Genomic DNA, 22,892 nt, shown 5'->3' on the forward strand with positions numbered 1-22,892 from the left:
TTTGCGGAAAGAGGGGGATTCGAACCCCCGTTACGTTACCGTAAACACGCTTTCCAAGCGTGCGCGTTCAGCCACTCTGCCACCTTTCCAATTCTAATTTGTACGCTTTCCAAGCGTGCGTGTTTCTCGGCTCACCCGAGACCACCTCCCGATCACTATCGATTATTATAAATCAAGTGTAGTCGTGATTTATAACCGGAGTGCAAATTTAGACATTTTAATAGTTTAAATCATCGTTTTAATTTTTGTACACTATATTTATTCGATCGAATCAAGTATAAGTCATAAAAGAATTAGCGAATTAGACGCTTTTAGAGGAATAGCAGCGTTGATGGTTGTGTTTTTTCACGCTACAATGTTCCGTCCATTTTCTGAGTTTGGTTTTTTTCTAGGTCGAGCAGGAGTGGATTTTTTCTTTATGATTAGTGGTTTTGTTATTTTGTTGAGTGCTGAAAAAAAAGCATCCCCAAAGCGATTTGTTATTTCACGATTTATTAGGATCTATCCTATTTATTGGGTGATTGCAACTTTCACTTTTTTGTCCTATTTGATCCTCAATTATTTTAATACCCCTGCTCCTTATGTCGAATTACCGTTCTATGATTATGTGGTGAATTTAACCATGATTCAGTATTTTTTTAATGTTCCAAATATTGATGGGTCTTATTGGACACTGATTATTGAATTACTGTTCTATGTGTTTATTTATATTTTACTACGATTAAAAGTATTGAAAAAAATTGTCTTAATTGGGGCTGTTTTTTGTGCAGTTTCGTTTGTTTTATTTTGGCTCATTTCAAACGAAATGATTCCAGATTTTACGAAATTGTTCCCTTTACTATATCATTTCCCATTATTCTATGTTGGCTTATTGTTTTATAAAATATTCCTCAACAATAAACTGTATTTAAAATATTTGCCTCTGATATTACTTTGCCTGGCTTTGCAGGTTTATTTGCACAATTATAGTAACGCGACATTGTTTATGTCGGTTGAATGGTACGCATTTATGCTTGCTATGGGGTTCGTTATTTTCACCCTTTTTGTATTTGGTAAAATGGGCTGGATAACGAATAAAGTCACGCTTTTTTTTGGTGACATTTCATATACCCTTTATTTGGTGCATCAACCTTTAACTTATGGTTTTCTAATTCCCCTTATGGTGGATGAACTTGGTTTTAACTTTTGGGTGGTAACTTTATGCGTTTCAACACCAATAGCAATAGGTTTTGCAACCATTTTTACCTATAAAGTTGATAATCCGTTAAGGAAGTATTTGCTCAAGAAAATGTAATCGTATTTTAAAAAGAGATAATCTTATTTCTTCTGTAAACCCAATTCCATCAATCGTTCTGTTAAAAACTCTCCAGCCGTAGTGTCTGTATAGTTTTTTGGTCGATCTTCTGAAACATACCTTTCTAAACAAGTTAAATCCATATCAGAACGCGGGTGTAAGAAGAATGGAGTAGAATATCTTGGTTTTGTCCATGATTCCTCATCTGGTGTGATAACTTGGTGTTGAGTCGAGCGCAATTTATCATTCGTTAAACGCGCTAACATATCCCCAATATTAATCACAATCTCGTCTGGTTCGGGATCGATAGAAATCCATTGCCCATCTAATGATTGTGCTTGTAATCCTTTAGCACTTCCGCCCATCAATAAAGTGATGAGGTTAATGTCGCCATGTGCTGCTGCACGCACAGCTCCTTCAGGAATTTCAGATTTGTCATCTACAGGATAATAATGCAGCAATCTTAAAATACTATTCCCATTGTGAATTTTTGGATCGAAATAAGTCTCGTTTAATTCTAAATACAAAGCAATCGCCCGTAATAAATTACGACCAGTTTCTTCGAATGTTCTATAAACTTCTTGACCTACTTTTTCGAAAGCAGCAACCTCTTTCGGCCAAATATTATCTGGATAATTAGCCTGTATTGGATCGTTGTCTGAAACAGTTTGACCAATATGATAAAACTCCTTTAAATCAGGAACAGATTTCCCTTTGGCACTTTCTTTATTCTTAGAAATATAACCTCTTTGACCATGTAAAGCTTCGTTTTCATAGCGCTTCTTAATGTCATCTGGTAATTCGAAAAAGGCTTTAGATACAGCGAACAATTCATCACGTAGTGCTTTTGTTACGCCGTGATTTTTAACAATTGCGAATCCCATATTGGAAAACGAATCTCCAAACTCTTTAATGAATTGAGTGCGTATATTTGCATCACCTTGACTAAAATCAAGATAATCTACATGGGCAATTTTATTTTGATCCATGAAAAATTAGATTTAAGCAATTTTTAATTGAGCCAATTTAGATCCTGCAAATTTAGATTGTGCATATTCCAAAGTCACTCTAAATTCCTTAATCTTTTTATCAGAAGGTATGTCGAACATCGCGTCATTTAGAATTGCTTCACAAATTGATCTTAATCCCCTTGCTCCTAATTTATATTCCAATGCTTTTTCCACCATAAAATCCAAAACTTCAGCATCGAATTTTAAATCTACTTTATCTAAGCTGAAAAGGTGAATATATTGTTTTACTAAAGCATTTTTAGGTTCAGTTAGGATACGACGTAATGCCTTTTCATCGAGAGGATGTAAGTAAGTTAATACGGGCATACGGCCGATTAATTCAGGAATCAATCCGAATTCTTTAATATCTGAAGGAATGATGTATTGCAATAGGTTTTCGCCATCAGGCTTAGTCATTTCTTTAGACGCAAAACCAATTAAATTGGTATTGACTCTTCTCGCAATAATTCGTTCAATTCCATCAAAGGCACCACCAGCAACAAAAAGAATATTTTTGGTATTTACTTTAATCATTTTTTGCTCTGGATGTTTACGACCGCCTTGTGGTGGAACGTTAACTTCAGTACCTTCTAATAATTTAAGCATTGCTTGTTGAACACCTTCACCAGATACATCTCTAGTAATAGATGGATTATCAGATTTTCGAGCAATTTTATCTATTTCATCAATAAATACAATTCCTCTTTCAGCTGCTTCAACATTAAAGTCGGCAGCTTGGAGTAAGCGGGAAAGGATGCTTTCGACATCCTCTCCTACATAACCCGCTTCAGTAAGTACAGTAGCATCGGCAATACAAAACGGAACATTTAACGATTTAGCAATTGTTTTCGCTAATAAAGTTTTACCTGTTCCCGTTCGGCCAACAAGAATAACATTCGATTTATCAATCTCAATTTCCTCGTCGTTTTTCGCCAAAGAAAGACGTTTATAATGGTTGTAAACAGCCACAGCTAAAACACGTTTAGCTTCATCTTGACCAATAACATATTCGTCTAAATGCGATTTGATTTCAGCAGGGCGAAGTAAATTAAAATCTGTTTCAACTCCCTTTTCTTTATCAAATTTTGACTGTTCGTCTATAATTTGGTGTGCCTGTTCAATACAGTTGTCACAAATATGTCCAGATACACCGGCAATTAATACTCCAACCTCATTCTTTGGACGTCCACAAAATGAACATCCTATTCCCGTTTTCTTTGTTGCCATGATATTTTATTTCTACTTATCTCTTTTTAATTGTTCAGCGATAATTGGGTTTCCTAAAACCTCATCTACCATGCCATATTCTTTAGCTTCTGATGCAATCATCCAATAATCTCTGTCCGAATCATTCCACACTTCATCAAATTTTTTGCCTGAGTGTTTTGAAATAATATCGTACAATTCTTTTTTCAATTTTAAAATCTCTCTTGCTGTGATTTCGATGTCTGAAGCTTGTCCAGAAGCACCACCTAATGGTTGGTGAATCATCACTCTTGAATGCGGCAATGCTGATCTTTTACCATGCGCACCTGCACATAATAAAACAGCACCCATTGATGCTGCCATACCCGTACAGATAGTTGCTACATCTGGAGCGATATACTGCATCGTATCATAGATACCTAATCCAGCATAAACGCCACCACCTGGTGAGTTTAAATAAATTTGAATATCTTTTTTCTGATCAACAGACTCTAAAAACAACAATTGTGCAGTAATAATATTCGCTACATGGTCGTCAATACCCGTTCCCAAAAAGATGATACGGTCCATCATCAAACGCGAGAATACATCCATTTGCGCAACGTTTAATTGACGCTCTTCGATGATATACGGTGTTAGTGATGATGTAATGTATTGGTTGTATTGGTCAAAAGCATTACTGTTTACGCCTCTGTGGTTGATAGCATATTTTCTAAATTCGTCTTTTCCAAACATGTTTTTTCCTTTAATTTTTAATGATTTGGGATAATTTGAACAATTAGACGTTCATCACGTGGTTAACTTTCCGAATTAACAAAAGTTAAGAGTCGATTCATCCAAATAAAAGTTTTATCCAAAAAAAATAATACCCATAAAGATAGGTATTATTTTATTTCGAGTGGTATTTTAAAAAGCTTTAATTTTTACTATAAGCTTCTTTGATGAAATCATCATACGGCAATTCTTTCTCGTTTAATTTGACAGTTTCTTTGAAGAAATTCATCATTTTAACACTGTAAACATTGTCGTAAATTTTATTTGCTTCCTCTTGATTCTGTAGAACAGATTTAACTTGTTCTTCTAATTCAGCATCTTCTGGAGCAGGCATACCATATTGTGCATATTGATTCACCAATAAACCTTTAGTATATTCAATAATCTCAGCATTCTCAACTTTAATATCGTTGTCTTTGATGATTTTATTTTGAATTAATTGCCATTTTAAGCTTTTCTTATAATTGTCAAAATCAGCCTCAACTTGCGCTGCAGTGATTTCTTCTTTACTTGAAGCAAGAATCCATTTTTTAAGGAACGTCTCAGGTAAATCAAAATTTGTTTTCTCAACCAAAGCATCAGTAACGCTTTGTGTTAATAGACGATCTGAATCATTGCTGAACATACGCGTTAAATCTTCGCTGATCTTTGCTCTTAACTCTTCTTCAGATTTAATAGTGCCTTCACCAAATAATTTATCGAATAATGCTTGGTCGATAGCTGCTGGAACCATTGTTTTAATTTCAGTAATATTGAAATCAAAATCACCAGTTAATGCTTCAGCTTCTTCTTTCGAAATGGCTAACATAGAAGCTAAATCATCTGCTCCTTTAGAAACAGTTTTAGGATCTAAAACAACTGTGTCTCCAACTTTTTTACCAATTAATTTTTTCTTTGCTTTTTCGTCTTCAGTAAACTCTAAAGAAATAGTGCTTGTATTTTTGATGTCTCCATCTTTCTGTACAAATTCACCAATCAACATATCTGTTGCTGAAGCTTTTTCTGATGCGGTTAACGAACCGTATCTTTTAGCTAAACTGTCGATTTCTTTGTCTAACATCTCTTTATTGATGTCAACTTTTAAATAATCGAATTTGTTCTTTTTTGATAATTCTACTTCGAATTCTGGAGAAATTCCAATCTCATATACAAATTCAAAATCAGTAGGATTGGTAAAGTCACCTTTTACTTCTGCATCGTCTTTAGGAAGAGGATTACCTAAAACTTGAATTTTATTTGTTGTGATGAAATCGTTTAACGATGCATTTACAACTTTGTTTAATTCTTCAGCAAGAATAGCTTTACCGTATTTTTTTTTAATGACAGCCATTGGAACCTTTCCTGGTCTAAATCCAGGGATATTTGCTTCCTTTCTGTAAGTGGCCATGGTTTTATTCACCTTTTCAGAATAATCTTCCGGCGAAATTTGAACGCGTAAAATTGCGTTTAAATCATCAATTTTTTCCTCAACTACATTCATGTTGTTCATTTTTTGTTAAACAAAAATGGCCTAGGCAAAGCCTAGACCATTAGTGCGGGTGGAGGGACTCGAACCCACACGCCGTGAAGCACTAGATCCTAAGTCTAGCATGTCTACCAATTTCACCACACCCGCAATATTTAATAGTGATCTTAAACCTAATTGTTATCAGGGAAATTCACATTAAAGTGAATTTTATGTCTACCTCCTGATAGCTATCGGGATTCACCACACCCGCAATTTATTGTCTCACCACTTTTGGTGAAGGGAGTGCAAAGATAGATAGATTTTTAATTTCACCAAAATTTTATATTAAAATGATTACTTTTTATTTCAAATTAAATTTGAAGCATTAAAAATATTCCTCATTTTATTGGGATAAAATTCTAATTCAATCCCTATTTTTGCCCTATATGTCTGAAAAAATTCAAGTTGCATTATTAGGTTCAACCGGTTCTATTGGAACGCAAACATTAGATGTTGTTAGCAATCATCCCGATTTATTTGAGATGGCTGTATTAACTGCCAATAAAAATGCCGACCTATTAATCGAACAAGCATTACTTTTTAAACCAAATTGTGTTGTTATTTCGGATGAATCGAAATTCGAGCAAGTGCGTGATGCATTATGGGATGCAGAAATAAAAGTCTTTACCGGTGAAAAGGCATTGGAAGAGGTTGTTGAAATGCAAGAAGTTGACATTGTTTTAACGGCTTTGGTAGGGTTTGCAGGATTAAAACCAACCATTTCTGCTATTAAAGCAGGGAAGAATATTGCATTGGCGAATAAAGAAACTTTGGTCGTGGCGGGTGAAATCATCACGGCATTAGCAGCCGAACATAAAGTAAATATTTATCCGGTTGATTCGGAACATTCGGCGATTTTTCAATGTTTAGTCGGTGAATTCCACAATCCGATAGAGAAAATATACATTACAGCTTCTGGCGGACCATTTAGAGGTAAAAAAGCAGAAGAATTAGCAAATATTACAAAAGAACAGGCCTTAAAACATCCGAATTGGGAAATGGGTGCTAAAATCACAATCGATTCTGCAACTTTAATGAATAAGGGATTGGAAGTGATTGAAGCCAAATGGTTGTTTAAATTAAAAGATGAGCAGATTGATGTGATCGTACATCCGCAATCTATCGTTCATTCGATTGTTCAATTTAAGGATGGATCGATGAAGGCACAAATGGGTTTACCTGATATGAAGTTACCTATTCAATATGCTTTGACTTTCCCTAATCGACTTGAGACAGACTTCCCTAGATTTAACTTCTTAGATTATCCAAGTTTAACTTTTGAAAAGGCGGATATGGAAACCTTTACAAATTTGAAACTTGCTTATTATGTGATGAAAAAGGGAGGTAATTTACCTGCTGTTCTTAATGCTGCGAATGAAATCACAGTTGCCGCCTTTTTGGAGGATAAAATCAAGTTTTTAGATATTTCAAAAATCAATAAAAAGGTAGTTGAAGAATTCGAATGGATAAAAAATCCGACACTTGAAAATTTATTTGAAACGGATATTTTAACCCGTCAAGTGACCGCCGAAATGATTGCAAAAGGCTAGTATAATTGCATTTGGTGTTTTATTGGTGTATATTTATTTTTTGAAATGAACTTTTACCATGAAAAAAATCTTACTCGCTGGGCTTTTCTTCAACCTTCTAACATTCAGTGTTAATGCACAGCTAACTTGGAGTGAAGACGTTGCCGAGATATTTTATAATAATTGTACCGAATGCCATAATCCATCAGGAGTAGCTCCTTTTTCATTAATGGAATACGGACCGGCTTATGATTATCGCGCATTGATAAAAACGTATGTTGAAGTTGGCTTGATGCCACCTTGGAAAGCAGATACAACATTCCAACATTATTTTGGCGAACGAATTCTGACCGAATATGAACGGAATACAATAATCAATTGGGCGAATGATGGGGCTTTAGAAGGTCCACCAGAAATGGCACCGGCTCCACCAGTTTATACCGGTGAACAAAAATTACCTGGTATTCCAGATATGACCATTGAAATGCCAAGATATATGAGTAAAGCAACCGATTTACACGATGATTATATCTGTATTTCAATTCCAGTTGATTTATTAGAAGAGAAGAAGATAAAAGCAATAGAAATCATTCCAGGGAATAGATCTATTCTTCACCATTGTTTAATTTATAATGATTTTGAAGGGGAATATGAAACAGATTCGATAGGTGGAGATTGTGGTGGTCCAACAGGAGATGTTGTTTTGATGGCAGGGTATACGCCAGGTGCATCTCCAACTATTTTTCCGTCGTCTGATGATTTTGCTTCAGGAATGCTTCTTCAACCGGGAGCGAATATCGTTTTTGCGATGCATTATCCGCATGGAAGTTATGGGGAATATGACCAAACGAAGGTAAACTTCTATTATTATCACGATGAGATTGAGGATTTCAGACCAATAATCGCAGCACCAGTCGTTTCGAATTGGGATTTTACTTTACCAGCAAACGAGATGACACCTGTGGATGGGGCGTTTATGGATGTTCCTGTAGATATTTCAGTTTTAAGTGTTTTTCCACATATGCATTTATTAGGCAAGTCTATCGAGGCTTTTGCTTTAACACCTAGTGCAGAAATGATCCCTTTCATTCGCATTCCTCATTGGGATTTTGATTGGCAAGATTTTTATTGGTTCCGTTATATGCAACATGTACCTGAGGGAAGTGATATATACGGGAATGGTGTTTTTGACAATACTGCAGGAAATATCCATAATCCAAGTGATCCTCCTGTTGATGTAAATCCAGGGTTCAATACTACGGATGAAATGTTTTTGATTTATTTCCATATAATGGCGTATCAAGAAGGTGATGAGTTGATAAATGTAGATAGTTTGAATACCATTTATTTATCCAATCAATACAATGATTTTCCCGAACTAAATACTGAGATTAAAGTCTTTCCAAATCCTTTTAATGATGCCATCAATATCAATTTTGATTTGAATGAAAATAGCTTTGTAAGTCTTTTTATTTACGATTTAAATGGAAAAGTTGTGAAGCGTTTGACACATCAAGAATTAGTTGCGGGTAAACAGGAAATAGTATGGGATGGCACCAATACTGAATCTGGAATTGCAAAGACTGGCATCTATTTCTATTCGATGTTGATTGATGGAAAGCCTCACAATGGTCGAATTGTAAAGCTATGAATTACTTCCAGTTGAATTTTGTGAAACATTTAATTCGATCCCAAAAGATTAATAACCTAACTAACTTATCCTATGAAATTGAATAATTTAATCCTGCCATTTATTACTTTCGGACTTTTTGCGGCGAATGTTTATGGCCAGTTTGGACCCGAAATAATACTGACCGAAAATATGGACGAACCAAGTTCGGTCTTTATCGCAGATATTAATGGAGACGGTCGTGATGATATTTTGGCTGGTTCTTTTAAAGATAATAAGATCCTTTGGTATCAATATATTTCTCCAGGTGAGTATTCCAAACAACATATCATTTCAACACAATCAATTGGTGTTAAATCGGTTTTTGCTGCTGATTTAGATTTAGATGGAGATATGGATGTAATCGCCGCATCTGCAACAGACAATTCAATAGCATGGTTTGAGAACTTAGGAGAAGGGGAATTTGGCGAAAGAATAGTTTTGTCAGATTTACATTCAGACCCTTCGTGTTTATTAGTAGCTGATCTTGATGAGGATGGTGATCTTGATATTTTATCAGCATCTTATGATAGCGATAAGGTGGTTTGGTTTGAAAATTTTGGGGATGGTACTTTTGCTCCATTAACCGTAATTTCTACTTTGGCAAACGGACCACGAGACCTATCTGTTGCAGATCTCGATGACGATGGTGATATGGATGTGGTATCCGCATCTGACATTGACGATAAAATTGCTTGGTATGAAAATTTAGGAGGTGGGACATATGCAGCACAAATTACTATTTCTTCATCTGCAGATGCAGCAAATGCAGTTGCTATTTTAGATGCTGACGGTGATGGTGATTTAGATGTTTTTTCAACGTCGAAGTTAGACAATAAAGTAGCGTGGTATGAAAATGATGGTGGGGGCATTTTTGGAACAGAACATGTCATTTCGTCTGATGTAAATGATGCTAAATTAATTCATGTTGCAGATATAGATGGAGACGGTTTATCTGATGTACTTACGACTTCTGAAGGTGATTTTGAATTTGTTTGGTTTCAGAATTTGGGTGGAGGAGTTTATAGCGCTAAAATTGTATTGGCGGAAATAGAATATTATTATTTAAGCGATATTGTGACAGGTGATCTTGATGAGGATGGTGATGAGGATGTTTTTGCGACGATTGATGGAAAGGATAATTTAGTAGTTTATGAAAATTTGGGTGCAGGAGTTTTTGCCGAAGAATCTATTATTAATCTATCAATAGAAAGAGGGAGAATTGTTAAATGTGTTGATATTAACAGAGATGGTGACGTAGATATTTTATATTTAAGTGAAGGGTTATTTCCCGAAACTCGTAAGTTAGGATGGTTTGAAAACCTAGGATATGGTGAGTTTTCAAAAGAAAAAATATTATTCATATCAAATTCGCGATCTCCAAGAGGGTTTGATGTTGGAGATATTGATAATGATGGCGACTTGGACATTATATTTACAATACCTTCTGGAGTAGGTCCTCGTATTGCTTGGTTTGAAAATTACGGCGATACACTATTCTCAGAAGTTATATATTTTGAAGACATAGTAAGTGTTGCTGATCAAATTCAGTTTGTTGATTACGACAATGATGGCGATCTTGACTTTGTTGTCGGAAATGGTGGTTACGCTTATTCTTATGAAAATCTTGGAGACGGAAGTTTTTTTGAAACGAGTCTAATTCCTGTACCTAGCGGATCAATCAACTCAGTTGAATGTGTTGATCTTAATGGGGATGGAAATCTCGATATTTTAATAGCATTGTATCGAGAACATCCCGATCAAATTGCTTGGCTTAAAAATCGAGGGGATGGTACCTTTGATCCTTATGCATTTGTCTCTGCCGTTGGAGATGTCATGGCACTTGCATATGGCTTTGATATTGATGATGACGGTGATGTAGATATTGTTTCTGGCTCGTATAATGATGGATTACTTTCTTGGTTTGAAAACGATGGTGATGGCAATTTTGGTGATCAAATTGTGCTTTCTTCTTTGGTGAATGGTATTTCTCAAATTTCACATGTCGACCTGGATGTAGATGGTAAAAAAGATCTACTTATCGCTTCTGGAAATGGTTCTGCCTGGTTTAGGAACATTGGAATTGGAGAATTTGGTGAAAAACAATTGATTACGCAATTTCCTTTCTATCCGGGCGGCTTATCTGCAAATGCGGTTGATATTGATTTAGATGGGGATATAGATATAGTTTCATCATCCAATTTTTATAAAACTTTGCACTGGCAAGCCAACCAATCTGTTTACCCGATTCAAATAAAAGGTAAATTATACATTGACCTTAACTTAAATGGTGAGCTTGATGATACTGATATCGGTATGCGTGAGGTTGGCATCATTTCTGATCCAGTAAGTGATTTTGCTTATACTTCTCCAGAAGGTGACTATTTTATGAATTTTAGTGATGAATTAGGCACTTATTCTATTCAACCACAAGAATTAGAGCATTGGTCAATTTTTAGTGATCCTTTAATATTCGAGGTTGAAATCGAAGAAGCTGCTTTAGCTTTAGATAGTTTAAATTTTGGGTTTAAACCCGATACTTTGATTCACGATATCGATCCTTTATTGGTCGGTGCTTTTCCAAGATGTAATGACACAATTAATTATTGGATTAATATTGAAAATAAAGGTACAACCTTACCTTCAGGAAGTATTCATTTGCATTTAGATGATAGTGTGATTTTTGTTTCGTCTCTCATTGAACCAGACTCTATTATAGGTCAAGACGTGTATTGGCATTATGATAGCCTAATTTATTTTTCGGATTATCTTCTAAACTTGCACGTGAGAATGCCAACCTTCATGAGCATGGGTGATACATTAATTAGTTTCGTTGCCATTAATGTTCTTGATGAATCGGGAACAGAAGTACTCATGACTGTAGATTCATTAATGCACCCTCTTTTCTGTGGATATGATCCCAATGATAAATTAGTAACCCCAGCAGGGATTGATTCAATTGGTATTATTCCCAATTCAACCGAAAGCTTAGAATATACCATCCGTTTTCAAAACACCGGAACGGATACTGCTTTTAATATAATAATTAAAGATTTACTTGATCCAAATCTTGATTGGAGAAGTCTTGATCCAATCGCCAGCAGTCACCCAATGACAGTTAGCGTAAACCACCCTGGAGATGTGAGTTTTAAATTTGAAAATATCATGCTGCCCGATAGTAATGTTAACTTTTTAGGCAGTCAAGGGTTCGTACGTTATCGCATTAATTTATTGGAAGATCTAAGCGCTGGAACACAAATCAAAAATTATGCTGATATCTATTTTGATGCTAATCCACCTGTAATAACCAATACAACAATCAATACTATTGGTTGTGATCCTAGTTTTGTAACCATAAATCCGGTACAAGAATTTATTTGCCCAGAATCAGGTTTAATTCAATTAACAGCTTCAGTTAATGATGGTGTTTTTAGTGGTGTAGGAATTGAAGGAGACAAATTCGACCCTGCTAAAGCTGGAATCGGTAGTCATTCGATTACGTATCGTTTAAACGAACCACAAGGATGCCAAACAACTATCACAATAGATGTAGGTAGTTGCACAGCTGGGGAATTAGATGAAGACTTAGTACAAGTATTCCCGAATCCGGCAAAAGGCTCTTCAACCATACATTTTGGAAGTTCAATTCAACAAGGCCGTTATAGCATGCAATTGTTTAATTTATCCGGTGGAATGATTTATGAAGATCCTGATATTAGCGGAGAAAGCACGATTATTGATCTCAAAAATTTTGCTGCGGGGTCATACTATATTCAAATTATTGAAGTAGAAACAAAAGAAAAAATTTATAGCGATAAGTTAATCGTTATTTAATTCCCCACCCGCGCGCGGTCCCGAACACTTTCGGGATAGCAAAGCGCTTTGCACTGAGGCCCTCGGAGTGTGTGTTCTTATTTTGGCATTTGTAATGCCAATTTCAAATTATTACCTTTCAAAATATTTCTCTAAATCCTTTTTTAGATTATTAGAAGGGTATGATGCGTTACCATTTACGATTTCACCTTGTTTGTTGACAAGAATAAAACGTGGAATCGATTGCAAATTAAATTCCGAAAGTTGATCAGAACTCCAACCTCCTTCTGCGTATAAATGGGATAAATTTGTTTTAGGTTTAATAGATTTCTTCCACAATTCGTACGTATTATGTTCGAGACTTACAGCCAAAAAGGTGATTTCTGGATATTCACTTGCCAAATTTTCAATAATAGGTTGCTCTTTCTTGCAAGGAATGCAATTTGAACCGGTAAAATATAGCACAATATTCTTACCCGACCAATTTGACAAACATATCTCGTCTCCCGAATTATTTAAAAGACAAAATTCTGGTTTCAATCCAAGCAAAGCTTTTTCTTCATATTGTTTTTTCACATGATCATAAAACTTTCTCTCAACGCAAATTGAATCAAATTTTTGGATTAATTCTCCGCAAGATTGATATGAATCGAAATCAGAAATCTTACTAATATTATTTCTTAAGATGGCACACATAGCGAGATCACGTGTTTTACCGTCTAAGGTGTTTTTTGCAGTATTAAACTTAAATTGATACGCATTATATTGTTTTAAATCCGGATCCTTATGCTCGTAGGCTCTAAAATAAAGATTGTCAATATAGGAATCAACGAACGAAGAGTAATGCCCTAAATTAATATGGTTGTCATTTGTTAATGCATTTGTAAATCGTTTATAAAAATCATCATCAACCATGTAATAATCGAGCGATTCCTTATTCGTCGCATAATAAAAATGATGCTCAAAATAATCTATGATTTTTGCCTCATGTTCATACTTCATTGTTGTCTTCATATAGCGACGGAAACTTTCAGGAAAGTCATTTGAATCACATACAGAATCAACTTCAAAGCTTCTTTTATCAAAATGATTCTGCTGATCATCTAAATATGCATCAAAATCTAGTTTAAGAGAATTTTTGTGCTCGTTGTCGTAACCACCATTCCTTTGGTATCGATCCTGATAATTCAACCAATATTTATACAGAGAATCGTGACTCGATGTATAATTTATTTTTCCATTTTCATCTTTAGTAAATTGAAATTCGATTGTTTTATTGGGATCTGGAAAAATTAGAATTGAATAATTTTCAACTTGTATGTAGCTTTCCAGGCTGGTATCTATATCGTCGATGAAGATTTTACCATCGTTTAATTTAAATGAGTCAATAATTGTAGGCGGTAAAAACCACAAGTCTAACTGTTTTAAATAAAGGCTGGTAGATTTTAACTCATCATCCACTGAAACTTGAACCTGGAATTTGGTGTTTTGAGCGGTAATAATTTGAACGCCTAAAGTTAGTAAGGCGAATATTAAAGTGATTAGTTTCATAGCGTTTATGTGAAATATTTAGATGCTAACTCATCCATAGATTGATCAAAATCAATTCCAGATTGTGGAGACTTCTCTAATTCTTCAATGCTGCGTTTAACTTCCTCTTTCTGCCAATTTGGTATATCAATGTCAGGATTTCCTTTTTCTAACATACCAAAAGATTTAAGAAAGTACAATATCGCCTTCCCTTTTTCAGTTGAATCATCTATGTTGAATGTGTAGATCATATAATCAAAGTTACAAAAAACAATTCCACATTTTCAACTTAGTAATAATGGCCTTTTAAAGAAAGAATTAGTAGCTTATTTTTTTCTTCAAGAATTTGGTAAATTATACGGTGTTCTTTATTAATTCTTCTTGACCAATAACCAGAAAGCTCATGTTTAAGTTATTCGGGTTTACCAATTCCTTCAAATGGATTTGCTTCGATGGCTTCAAGTAGAAGAGTAATTTTTTTAATTATAGATTTGTTTCCAGATTTTTTCCAAAAGTCACGATCCTTTAAAGCGTCAGGGGTATAGCTTACTTCCATAAATCTTCGGTCTTTATCACCTTGTCTTTACCTTGCGAATGTTGAAGTTTACTATTTTTTATTTTTTCCAGAAACTCAGGAGAATACGCTTTAACTTTGGTTATTTCAAATTTCATTTTCAACGCTTTAATAAAAGCTTTCAATGCGTTTGCTTGTTCCTCGTTTTCAGGCTGAATAACGTAAATATCTTCTGCTTTCATAATTAAGTTAATTTTTTACGAAGTGATTTTATTTGAATAGTTCAGGGTATTTTTTTTTGGTCTCCCTCACCATTTGGGTATGCGTAACTCCACCTTCATCTTGTAAAGATTGAATAGATTCATCTAAAGCCTTTTTTAAATCATCTGTTAATTCTATGTCACTTTCCTCATTTGCTACTACTTTGACATAATCCAGCGTTTTAATGAATTTTAAAAAAGCGATTGCTTTGCTGTCTGGTATATTTAGTGATATTTTCATGTGAATCAGATGATTTAACCAAAGATACGAAAAAAGCATTTTAGATGAAAATTTTATTTGTATTGGCTCGTAACGTTAGTGACTAGTTATAATAGACTGTAATAATATTAATAGAATTGAAATAATTTAGTTGGTAGGCCGTTTTCTAATAGAAAGAAATTTACATGGAAAGATTAATAAATAAAAAGGAATTCTGCTGAATGTAAATATGAGATTATTAATAATTGCCATATTACTGATTTTTAAAACTTTTTCGGGTTTTAGTAATGAAATATACTCCGTTATTTCTGATGATTCCGTTAAAATTAAAATAGATTATGAAATTTATTTTTGGTCAGACACTTTAGATTCGGATTTAATCTATTTCAATCAAATTGAAAGTCAAGATGAAAGTAAGATATTTAAGTTTGAAGAATTTATTTGGAAAGATCATGTTGAATTAAAAATAGTTTTTGCAAGTGCAGATATTGCTGTTTTTAAATTGTCCCCAGGCGGAGACAAAGAAATTATAATAGTAATTGATAATTTAAGTTTGAGAAAAGAGTATGGAAATATAGAAGGTTTGATATTAGTTATTCACAAACGAAAACTAAAAGATGATTCTTTTTTATATTATAAACTTCGTAAATTAAAAGTTGGAAAAATTCGATATGCGATAATTTTTAATAACTCTCCTAAATTTAAGTCACTTAATAAATTGGAGAAATTTATAAGTAAATGATTCAGTGTCTCCATCTCGCCCGCTCCCGAATGCGCGTTGCACTGAGGCCCTCGAAGTTTTTGTTCTTATTTTGGCATTTGTAATGCCATTTAGAATCTTGAAAAGTCTTCTGGGTCTGCAGCAACTTGCTCTGCTGTTTGTGAATTTTAACTATTTTTAGGTCTAATAAAGTTCAATAAATGAAAAGAGTATTCCAAATAAGTGTGGTGTTTTTAATTTTCGGATTTATAACCAATTGCAAAGTAGATGAGCGAAAAATGGAATTTATTAGAGATTTGCAAAATCGATATAATTGTGAAGTATCGCTAGGTGATACTTACGAAAAAAGAACAAATCAAGATACCAAAAAATTTATTAAGGTAACTTTTTCTGACTGTTATGTATTGAAAAAGGACAAAAATAAGGAAATGACTGGTATTGCGCTAGAAGTGTTTAAAATGAATCTTGATGACATTGATTTAGCAGGTGTTATAATGGATGTTAATTCTGAAGAGACGATTTTCGACACAGATTTGTTAAATGAGGTTTTAAAGGGTGAAGCATATATGTTTGATTTGTTCAACCTTATAAGTTTAAAAAATATGATACAGTATATGCCGACTTGAGTGAAGAGACAAAGAGTTTAACTTCAAAAAAGGATTTTACAAATTTTATGGATACAATTAATACTCAGGTAGATTTTATTAATTTGCGTTTGAATAATTTTGGTTTTATTAAAGAAACGATAAAGGGTCAAAACTACGAATTAGCGTATCTTGAAGGCTATTTTGGTATAGAAAATAAAGATAGATTTGGATTGTTTTTGCCTAGAAATTTTGAACGAAAAATCTATGGGATGGAAATAGAAGAAATTAGTAGTGAATAATTAAACTTCTTACACTCCTTTGTGATGTCTAAACCGCATCTATTATTTGTACTAAATTTATCTCAACAGTACCAGGAATAAAAATTTAAAGCATGAAGTATGTAAAAATCGTTTTCGTATTCATATCGATGTACTCATGTAATAATAATGTAATTGATGGAACTTGGTCACATGATTATACAAAGTTCAATTTTGATGTGGATTCAACCTTCTCTGAACAATCTTCAGATATAGAATTAACACAAAATGATAGCATTATATTTAGTGCTAGTGGTGAAGTGCACACAACGAAAAAAACATTTAATGGTTCATGGTATATTAAGGATCGGAATATCCTGATTTTGGATGTAGATTGGGGACAAAAGACAAATGAAATAAAACTAGGCAGTGGTACTTGGATGTTATTTAAAATCATAACGCTTGATAAGGAGGCTATGATATTAGAATCCGAAAACAGTAGAGGGATTTCAACACATTATTTTTCAAGAATTGTTAAATATTAATCCCCGAAATGGATTGGTTAATTTAATAATAGTCTTTAAATGACTGGCATTAATAAATCAATGGCAAGAATCTATTTTTTTAATATTTAATTTTTAAATTCGAGATAGATGAATACAGGGGATAAATATAAGGTCAATGCAAATCAAGGTGAACATAAGGTTTTGCCAAATAAACTCGGCATAACCAGGATAGATAAAATTGAAGAAGAAGAAGCAAAAGGATTTATAAATGCCAGTGTAGAGTTAAGTTTAAGCCTCGATGAAAACGTCAAGTTCGACTATGTTTATATTATGAATATACATAGGTTGGCTTTAGAGCATTTATATGAGTTTGCAGGTCAGGAAAGAGAAGTTAATATGTCTAAAGGTGGGTTTTCTTTTCCTCCAGCTCGATTTTTAAAAGCTTCAATGTTAGAATTTGATAAAAATATTCTTTCAGAAATTCCAAGTGATTATAGCAGTAAAGAAACCCTTATTGAACATATTGGTAAAGTTCATGGTGAGTTATTATATATTCATCCTTTCAGAGAAGGCAACGGTAGAACTGCGCGTTTACTGGCTAATTTAATGGCATACAAAGCCGGTTACGATAGATTGAAATTTGAAAAGTTAGACAGTGATGAAATGTTTAATAAGTATATCGACGCCATTCAGAAAGCAGGATTGAAACAATACCAACCCATGATAGATATTATATCGCTTTTGATTTAGCGTTCTTATTAGCAGCATTAACTGCTAATTTATATGCTTCTTCAAATGAAAGCGTAATACCTTCCAGCTTGAATGAAGCGACAGTTGCTTCTGCAATTGAAATCAATAATGCTTTCTTTGATTTTAGCGTTCTATTTGTTTTGACAACATAAGGTATCATATATCAAATATACGTAAAATATGCGAAAAAGTTACATAGGTTTTACCCCCCCCCCGCTCAGCAGTATCCTGACTAACGCTCTTCGCTTAAACAACAATATTTACAATCCTACCTGGAACAACAATCACTTTTTTAGGTGCTTTGCCATCTAAATATTTTGCAGACTGTTCGTTTGCTAAAACAGCTTTTTCAACATCGTCTTTGCCCATATTCGTTGGCAATGGTAACATGAATCGCATTTTACCATTGAATGAAACTGGATAAGAGAATTCAGCCTCTACCAAGAAGTCAGGATTGAACTTAGGGAAGGTTGCTTTTGTAATACTTTCGGTATGACCTAATGCCGACCATAATTCCTCACAAATATGCGGTGCATAAGGTGAAACCATGATCAATAACTCTTCTAATACGGCCTTACTATTACATTTTTGCTCCGTCAATTCGTTGGTGGCAATCATGAAGTTGGATACCGCCGTATTGAATGAAAAACGATCTAAATCGTCTTGGATTTTTTTAATGGTTTTGTGTAAAGTTTTTAAAGCTTTTTTATCTGCTTCGCCTTCGCTTACCACAAAATTATTCTCTGCATCGTGGAATAATCTCCAGAACTTGCGCAAGAAATTATGTACCCCACTAATACCGTTTGTATCCCACGGTTTTGCTTGCTCTAAAGGCCCTAAAAACATCTCATAACAACGCAAAGTGTCTGCTCCGTACTTTTCAAGTATACTATCCTTTAAATAATCACCTTTGTAATCAAGATAAACATCCGGAGGAACTACATTGAATTTGGATTTCGACATTTTTTCAACGTCATGTCCACAGATGAATTCTCCGTTATCTTCTGTAAGAATAATAGCTTCTTTTAAGTAGCTAAACATCGGGTCTTTATGTGCGTCATCTATATTTAATATATCATCCTCAACATATTTAATATCAACATGAAGATTTGACTCTATGGAATTGGGATGGCAGCTAAATGAAATACCTTCATTTGATAGAATTGATGAATCCCCCTTAGTTTTAATTAATTCTGTAATTTTTTCGTTTAATTCATCGCCATTTGCAGCAAAATATTTGATTTTATTAGCACTAATTAAGACGGGGTGCAATTCAAAATATCTTCTAATTTCAAGAGCGTTTGCACTAACTTCAATTTCAGGGTTTAATTTTCTAATTAAACTACTTCTTCCCAAAATCATCCCTTGGTTAATCATCTTCTTAAACGGCTCAACAAAACTGATGAATCCTCTATCGTATAAGAACTTCGTCCAGAATCTTGAATACAATAAGTGACCTGTTGCATGTTCAGATCCACCGATATACAAATCGACTTGGTTCCAATAATCAGCCTTTTCTTTCGAAACAAAAGCTTCCTCATTATGCGGATCCATATAACGCAAGAAGTACCAAGACGAGCCTGCCCAACCTGGCATGGTATTGAATTCCATCCTATCCCCTTCGTGAATATTCCAAGCATCTTTTTTAGCGCGCGCCAAAGGTGGTTCCCCATCTTCAGTCGGCAAATATTTATCAACCTCAGGTAAAGTAACAGGCAAATCTTTGTCCGCTACCAAATAAGGTACATCGTCTTTATAATAAACAGGGAAAGGTTCTCCCCAATATCTTTGTCTTGAAAAAACAGCATCACGCAACCTGAAATTCGTTTGCCCTTTTCCAAATCCACGTTTTTCTATTTCGTAAATCGCCAATTTCATTGCTTTTTTCGCTGGTAAATCCGTCAAGAAATCAGAATCCGTTATTACAGCATCCTTTTCTGTATAGGCTTCTTTAGAAATGTCTACATCCTTAAAAATATTGATGATGTCTATGCCAAAATGATTGGCAAAATCATAATCACGTTGATCACCGCAAGGAACTGCCATTACAGCACCTGTTCCATAACCTGCCAATACATAATCAGCAATCCAAATTTCTACTTTTTTACCCGTAAATGGATGAATGGCATAGGCCCCTGTGAATTGTCCGCTAATGGTTTTCACATCCGCTTGACGATCACGTTCTGTTTTTAAACTTGTTTCAGTTTGGTATTTTTCAATCGCATTTTTGAATTTGTCTGTTGTAATTTTAGCCACCAAATCGTGTTCTGGTGCTAAAACCATAAAAGACACACCAAAAATAGTATCCGGTCGTGTTGTGAAGACTTCAATATCTTCGCCTGCTTCAGTTTTAAAAACAACAGAAGCCCCAACTGATTTTCCGATCCAGTTTTTTTGTTGGTCCTTGATAGACTCTGTCCAATCAACTGTTGTTAAATCCTCAATTAAACGATCGGCATAAGCAGTGATGCGCATACTCCATTGGCGCATTAATTTTTGCACAACAGGATGTCCACCACGTTCAGAAACACCATCTTTAATTTCGTCATTCGCTAAAACCGTTCCTAAAGCAGGACACCAGTTCACCCATGAATCCGCTAAATAAGTTAAACGGTAATTCATTAAGATGCTTTGTTGTTCCTTTTCAGAAAAAGCTTTCCATTCGGCAGCCGTGAAAATTGAAGTTTGAGAACATGCCGCATCGACATCTGCATTCCCTTCATTCTCAAAAATCACCTCTAAATTCTCTATTGATTCAGCTTTCTTCGCTGTATTGTTATACCAACTATTGTAAATCTGTTTGAAGATCCACTGTGTCCATTTATAATAAGAAGGATCCGAAGTTTTCACTTCTCTGTCCCAATCGAATGAGAATCCGATCTTATCCAATTGCGTTCTGTATCTGTCAAGATTCGTTGCTGTAGTAATTGCAGGATGTTGCCCGGTTTGAATGGCATATTGTTCGGCTGGTAAACCAAACGAATCATACCCCATTGGATGAAGGACATTATAACCACTCAATTTTTTATACCGCGCATAAATATCAGAGGCGATATATCCAAGCGGATGCCCAACATGCAAGCCTGCTCCAGAAGGATAAGGAAACATAGACAAACCATAATATTTTGGTTTATCAGATTTATCTTCGGCTTTAAAAGTTTTATTGGTTGCCCAATACTTTTGCCATTTCTCTTCTATTTCTTGAAAATTATACTCCATATCCTTGACTTTTACAAGGTGCAAAGGTAATAATTCCTCTGTTTTTAGGCGCTGATTATTTGTAAAAAACAAAACCGCGTTCTCAGCTAGTGAAAACGCGGTTTTAGAAAATATTAAATCTGCTATTTATTTACCAGCAGCATATCTCTTAGAAACTTCTTCCCAGTTAATTACATTAAAGAATGCACTAACATAATCAGGACGTCTGTTTTGGTATTTTAAATAGTACGCATGTTCCCATACATCTAAACCTAAAATTGGTGTTCCACCACATCCAATTCCATCCATTAAAGGATTGTCTTGGTTAGGCGTTGAACAAACTTCAACTTTTCCACCTGGGTGTACACAAAGCCATGCCCAACCAGAACCGAATCTCGTTGCAGCTGCTTTAGAGAACGTTTCTTTAAATTCAGCAAAACTTCCGTATGCTTCATTAATTGCACTTGCTAATTCGCCAGTTGGCTCACCACCACCATTTGGAGACATTACTGTCCAAAACAATGAGTGATTGTAGAATCCACCACCGTTATTTCTAACAGCTGGTTTATCAGCACAAGCAGCTAAAATATCCTCGATAGATTTTCCTGCTAAATCAGTTCCTTCAATTGCAGCATTTAAGTTGTTTGTATATCCTTGGTGATGTTTTCCATGGTGAATTTCCATGGTTTGTTTATCAATATTTGGCTCTAAAGCGTCGTATGCGTATGGTAATTTTGGTAATTCGAATGACATTTTATATAAGGTTTTAAATGAATAAATCAATTGTGTACCAAATTTAGCAAGAATGCAGCGATTTAGAAATTTTTTAGCGAAAAAATCTATAATTTTATATTTTTGGTAAAAACAATTAAAAAATGAAGAATATATATAAGTTTTTAACGCTTAGTTTAATGGTGGTTTTATTGTCTTGTGGAACAAGTGAGGAGCAAAAAGAAATGGAAGCAGCCAAAGAAAATATAGAAGACATCAATGATTTATTAGAAAATGTTGATCCAGAAGATAAAGCAGCAGCCATAAAAATTGTTGATGAACAGTTAAATGACCCAAATAGCGCTTTGAACAAAGTAATGGATACGATCTCTAATATGTCGGAAGAAGATAAAGATCGAATTGAAGAAAAAATCAGCGAAGGTTTAGATGCTTTGAATAAGTCTTTTTAGAGGGGGTAGTTGTTAGTTTATAGTCGTTAGTTGTAAAGTTTCACAACATTGTTGATAGCAATAAAGCCCTTTCAGCGAAGTGAAGGCGTAGCCGAAACGAAGCTGAAAGGGCTGGAAATAAAATAGTTGATTATTTTTGTTTTACGACAAATAAAAATAATTATGCAACAAATCTATCATTCCAATGCCAAGACAAATATACATATTCGTCAAGAAATTAAAAATAATCTGAACTTAAGTATTGAGCAATTAGCCTTACGTTATGGTGTTTCTCGTCAAACCATATTTAAATGGCGTAAAGCTGAAACTCCTGAAGATAATTCTTGTGCCCCTAAAAAAATAGAATATGCTCTTAACGAGCAAGAA

General features: G+C 34.4%; 22 protein-coding genes, 2 tRNA genes and 1 pseudogene. 11 read left to right on the forward strand and 14 right to left on the reverse strand.

Annotated features, from left to right (window positions below; all coding sequences use genetic code 11):
- Positions 1–4 precede the first annotated feature (4 nt).
- Positions 5–89: transfer RNA gene (locus T367_RS0109120), tRNA-Ser, on the reverse strand.
- Positions 90–292: 203 nt separating this feature from the next.
- On the opposite strand from T367_RS0109120, the gene T367_RS0109125 reads away from it, so the two are divergent.
- Positions 293–1,294, forward strand: a complete 1,002-nt coding sequence (locus T367_RS0109125; protein ID WP_262485458.1) for an acyltransferase family protein — start codon at positions 293–295, stop codon at positions 1,292–1,294.
- Positions 1,295–1,317: 23 nt separating this feature from the next.
- Here the strand turns inward: T367_RS0109125 and T367_RS0109130 are convergent, their stop codons facing one another.
- From T367_RS0109130 to T367_RS0109150, 5 genes are all read right to left on the reverse strand, one after another.
- Complete coding sequence (locus T367_RS0109130) at positions 1,318–2,283, reverse strand: isopenicillin N synthase family dioxygenase (RefSeq protein WP_027419572.1); 966 nt, start codon at positions 2,281–2,283, stop codon at positions 1,318–1,320.
- A 12-nt stretch (positions 2,284–2,295) separates the two neighbouring features.
- Positions 2,296–3,531: an ATP-dependent Clp protease ATP-binding subunit ClpX gene (clpX, locus tag T367_RS0109135; protein WP_027419573.1), complete on the reverse strand. Its 1,236-nt coding sequence runs from the start codon at positions 3,529–3,531 to the stop codon at positions 2,296–2,298.
- A 12-nt stretch (positions 3,532–3,543) separates the two neighbouring features.
- Positions 3,544–4,245, reverse strand: coding sequence for an ATP-dependent Clp endopeptidase proteolytic subunit ClpP (gene clpP, locus T367_RS0109140; protein ID WP_027419574.1), 702 nt, complete (start codon positions 4,243–4,245; stop codon positions 3,544–3,546).
- Between the two features lie 181 nt (positions 4,246–4,426).
- Positions 4,427–5,764, reverse strand: coding sequence for a trigger factor (tig, locus tag T367_RS0109145; protein WP_027419575.1), 1,338 nt, complete (start codon positions 5,762–5,764; stop codon positions 4,427–4,429).
- A 53-nt stretch (positions 5,765–5,817) separates the two neighbouring features.
- A tRNA-Leu gene (locus tag T367_RS0109150) sits at positions 5,818–5,899 on the reverse strand.
- 278 nt (positions 5,900–6,177) lie between these two features.
- Here T367_RS0109150 and T367_RS0109155 point away from each other — a divergent pair.
- The 3 genes from T367_RS0109155 (at position 6,178) to T367_RS0109165 (ending at position 12,823) form a co-directional block, all read left to right on the forward strand.
- Positions 6,178–7,341, forward strand: coding sequence for a 1-deoxy-D-xylulose-5-phosphate reductoisomerase (locus T367_RS0109155; protein ID WP_027419576.1), 1,164 nt, complete (start codon positions 6,178–6,180; stop codon positions 7,339–7,341).
- Positions 7,342–7,399: 58 nt separating this feature from the next.
- The gene (locus T367_RS0109160) at positions 7,400–8,971 is read left to right on the forward strand and encodes a T9SS type A sorting domain-containing protein (RefSeq protein WP_027419577.1); all 1,572 of its coding nucleotides are present in this window, start codon (positions 7,400–7,402) and stop codon (positions 8,969–8,971) included.
- Positions 8,972–9,043: 72 nt separating this feature from the next.
- Positions 9,044–12,823: an FG-GAP-like repeat-containing protein gene (locus T367_RS0109165; protein ID WP_027419578.1), complete on the forward strand. Its 3,780-nt coding sequence runs from the start codon at positions 9,044–9,046 to the stop codon at positions 12,821–12,823.
- A 111-nt stretch (positions 12,824–12,934) separates the two neighbouring features.
- Here T367_RS0109165 and T367_RS0109170 read toward each other — a convergent pair whose 3' ends face one another.
- The 5 genes and pseudogenes from T367_RS0109170 to T367_RS0109190 form a co-directional block, all read right to left on the reverse strand.
- Entirely contained in the window at positions 12,935–14,353 is a 1,419-nt protein-coding gene (locus T367_RS0109170; protein ID WP_027419579.1) for a TlpA family protein disulfide reductase, read from the reverse strand.
- A 5-nt stretch (positions 14,354–14,358) separates the two neighbouring features.
- On the reverse strand, positions 14,359–14,583 hold the full coding sequence (locus tag T367_RS0109175) for an addiction module protein (protein ID WP_027419580.1): 225 nt from the start codon (positions 14,581–14,583) through the stop codon (positions 14,359–14,361).
- A gap of 38 nt (positions 14,584–14,621) precedes the next feature.
- A pseudogene (locus tag T367_RS21920) lies at positions 14,622–14,888 on the reverse strand (Txe/YoeB family addiction module toxin).
- Complete coding sequence (locus tag T367_RS21925) at positions 14,879–15,088, reverse strand: DUF2683 family protein (RefSeq protein ID WP_035843102.1); 210 nt, start codon at positions 15,086–15,088, stop codon at positions 14,879–14,881. Before T367_RS21925 ends, T367_RS21920 begins: the two are co-directional and overlap by 10 nt.
- Before the next feature lie 28 nt (positions 15,089–15,116).
- On the reverse strand, positions 15,117–15,347 hold the full coding sequence (locus tag T367_RS0109190) for a hypothetical protein (protein WP_027419581.1): 231 nt from the start codon (positions 15,345–15,347) through the stop codon (positions 15,117–15,119).
- Positions 15,348–15,555: 208 nt separating this feature from the next.
- On the opposite strand from T367_RS0109190, the gene T367_RS0109195 reads away from it, so the two are divergent.
- From T367_RS0109195 to T367_RS25470, 5 genes are all read left to right on the forward strand, one after another.
- Positions 15,556–16,068, forward strand: a complete 513-nt coding sequence (locus T367_RS0109195) for a hypothetical protein (RefSeq protein ID WP_027419582.1) — start codon at positions 15,556–15,558, stop codon at positions 16,066–16,068.
- Positions 16,069–16,247: 179 nt separating this feature from the next.
- The gene (locus T367_RS0109200; RefSeq protein WP_027419583.1) at positions 16,248–16,673 is read left to right on the forward strand and encodes a hypothetical protein; all 426 of its coding nucleotides are present in this window, start codon (positions 16,248–16,250) and stop codon (positions 16,671–16,673) included.
- Positions 16,674–16,720: 47 nt separating this feature from the next.
- Positions 16,721–16,933: a hypothetical protein gene (locus tag T367_RS0109205; RefSeq protein ID WP_157454179.1), complete on the forward strand. Its 213-nt coding sequence runs from the start codon at positions 16,721–16,723 to the stop codon at positions 16,931–16,933.
- A gap of 92 nt (positions 16,934–17,025) precedes the next feature.
- Positions 17,026–17,436, forward strand: coding sequence for a hypothetical protein (locus T367_RS0109210; protein ID WP_027419585.1), 411 nt, complete (start codon positions 17,026–17,028; stop codon positions 17,434–17,436).
- Between the two features lie 108 nt (positions 17,437–17,544).
- Positions 17,545–18,147 carry a Fic/DOC family protein gene (locus T367_RS25470; protein WP_027419586.1) on the forward strand — a complete coding sequence of 201 codons (603 nt, stop codon included), beginning with the start codon at positions 17,545–17,547 and terminating at the stop codon, positions 18,145–18,147.
- On the opposite strand, the gene T367_RS0109220 is transcribed toward T367_RS25470, so the two are convergent.
- The 3 genes from T367_RS0109220 to T367_RS0109230 all read right to left on the reverse strand — a co-directional run bounded on the left by T367_RS0109220 (position 18,128) and on the right by T367_RS0109230 (position 22,098).
- Positions 18,128–18,307, reverse strand: a complete 180-nt coding sequence (locus T367_RS0109220) for a hypothetical protein (RefSeq protein ID WP_027419587.1) — start codon at positions 18,305–18,307, stop codon at positions 18,128–18,130. The genes T367_RS25470 and T367_RS0109220 overlap by 20 nt on opposite strands.
- An 86-nt stretch (positions 18,308–18,393) precedes the next feature.
- The gene (locus T367_RS0109225; RefSeq protein WP_027419588.1) at positions 18,394–21,366 is read right to left on the reverse strand and encodes a leucine--tRNA ligase; all 2,973 of its coding nucleotides are present in this window, start codon (positions 21,364–21,366) and stop codon (positions 18,394–18,396) included.
- A gap of 126 nt (positions 21,367–21,492) precedes the next feature.
- Positions 21,493–22,098, reverse strand: a complete 606-nt coding sequence (locus T367_RS0109230; RefSeq protein WP_027419589.1) for a superoxide dismutase — start codon at positions 22,096–22,098, stop codon at positions 21,493–21,495.
- A 122-nt stretch (positions 22,099–22,220) separates the two neighbouring features.
- Here T367_RS0109230 and T367_RS0109235 point away from each other — a divergent pair, with 122 nt between their 5' ends.
- Together T367_RS0109235 and T367_RS0109240 are read left to right on the forward strand one after the other, a co-directional pair.
- The gene (locus T367_RS0109235; protein ID WP_027419590.1) at positions 22,221–22,526 is read left to right on the forward strand and encodes a hypothetical protein; all 306 of its coding nucleotides are present in this window, start codon (positions 22,221–22,223) and stop codon (positions 22,524–22,526) included.
- A gap of 162 nt (positions 22,527–22,688) precedes the next feature.
- Positions 22,689–22,892: helix-turn-helix domain-containing protein (locus T367_RS0109240; protein WP_027419591.1), on the forward strand; the 204-nt coding region annotated here is incomplete at its 3' end.

This window comes from Crocinitomix catalasitica ATCC 23190, assembly GCF_000621625.1.
In the GTDB taxonomy this organism is placed as follows: Bacteria; Bacteroidota; Bacteroidia; order Flavobacteriales_D; family Crocinitomicaceae; genus Crocinitomix; species Crocinitomix catalasitica.

What these genes read in the sequence shown, in the direction of transcription:
- T367_RS0109130 (WP_027419572.1), bottom strand. Translation starts at nt 2,283, where the DNA reads ATGGATCAAAATAAAATTGCCCATGTAGATTATCTTGATTTTAGTCAA.
- clpX (WP_027419573.1), bottom strand. Translation starts at nt 3,531, where the DNA reads ATGGCAACAAAGAAAACGGGAATAGGATGTTCATTTTGTGGACGTCCA.
- clpP (WP_027419574.1), bottom strand. Translation starts at nt 4,245, where the DNA reads ATGTTTGGAAAAGACGAATTTAGAAAATATGCTATCAACCACAGAGGC.
- tig (WP_027419575.1), bottom strand. Translation starts at nt 5,764, where the DNA reads ATGAATGTAGTTGAGGAAAAAATTGATGATTTAAACGCAATTTTACGC.
- T367_RS0109155 (WP_027419576.1), top strand. Translation starts at nt 6,178, where the DNA reads ATGTCTGAAAAAATTCAAGTTGCATTATTAGGTTCAACCGGTTCTATT.
- T367_RS0109160 (WP_027419577.1), top strand. Translation starts at nt 7,400, where the DNA reads ATGAAAAAAATCTTACTCGCTGGGCTTTTCTTCAACCTTCTAACATTC.
- T367_RS0109165 (WP_027419578.1), top strand. Translation starts at nt 9,044, where the DNA reads ATGAAATTGAATAATTTAATCCTGCCATTTATTACTTTCGGACTTTTT.
- T367_RS0109170 (WP_027419579.1), bottom strand. Translation starts at nt 14,353, where the DNA reads ATGAAACTAATCACTTTAATATTCGCCTTACTAACTTTAGGCGTTCAA.
- T367_RS0109175 (WP_027419580.1), bottom strand. Translation starts at nt 14,583, where the DNA reads ATGATCTACACATTCAACATAGATGATTCAACTGAAAAAGGGAAGGCG.
- T367_RS21925 (WP_035843102.1), bottom strand. Translation starts at nt 15,088, where the DNA reads ATGAAAGCAGAAGATATTTACGTTATTCAGCCTGAAAACGAGGAACAA.
- T367_RS0109190 (WP_027419581.1), bottom strand. Translation starts at nt 15,347, where the DNA reads ATGAAAATATCACTAAATATACCAGACAGCAAAGCAATCGCTTTTTTA.
- T367_RS0109195 (WP_027419582.1), top strand. Translation starts at nt 15,556, where the DNA reads ATGAGATTATTAATAATTGCCATATTACTGATTTTTAAAACTTTTTCG.
- T367_RS0109200 (WP_027419583.1), top strand. Translation starts at nt 16,248, where the DNA reads ATGAAAAGAGTATTCCAAATAAGTGTGGTGTTTTTAATTTTCGGATTT.
- T367_RS0109205 (WP_157454179.1), top strand. Translation starts at nt 16,721, where the DNA reads ATGGATACAATTAATACTCAGGTAGATTTTATTAATTTGCGTTTGAAT.
- T367_RS0109210 (WP_027419585.1), top strand. Translation starts at nt 17,026, where the DNA reads ATGAAGTATGTAAAAATCGTTTTCGTATTCATATCGATGTACTCATGT.
- T367_RS25470 (WP_027419586.1), top strand. Translation starts at nt 17,545, where the DNA reads ATGAATACAGGGGATAAATATAAGGTCAATGCAAATCAAGGTGAACAT.
- T367_RS0109220 (WP_027419587.1), bottom strand. Translation starts at nt 18,307, where the DNA reads ATGATACCTTATGTTGTCAAAACAAATAGAACGCTAAAATCAAAGAAA.
- T367_RS0109225 (WP_027419588.1), bottom strand. Translation starts at nt 21,366, where the DNA reads ATGGAGTATAATTTTCAAGAAATAGAAGAGAAATGGCAAAAGTATTGG.
- T367_RS0109230 (WP_027419589.1), bottom strand. Translation starts at nt 22,098, where the DNA reads ATGTCATTCGAATTACCAAAATTACCATACGCATACGACGCTTTAGAG.
- T367_RS0109235 (WP_027419590.1), top strand. Translation starts at nt 22,221, where the DNA reads ATGAAGAATATATATAAGTTTTTAACGCTTAGTTTAATGGTGGTTTTA.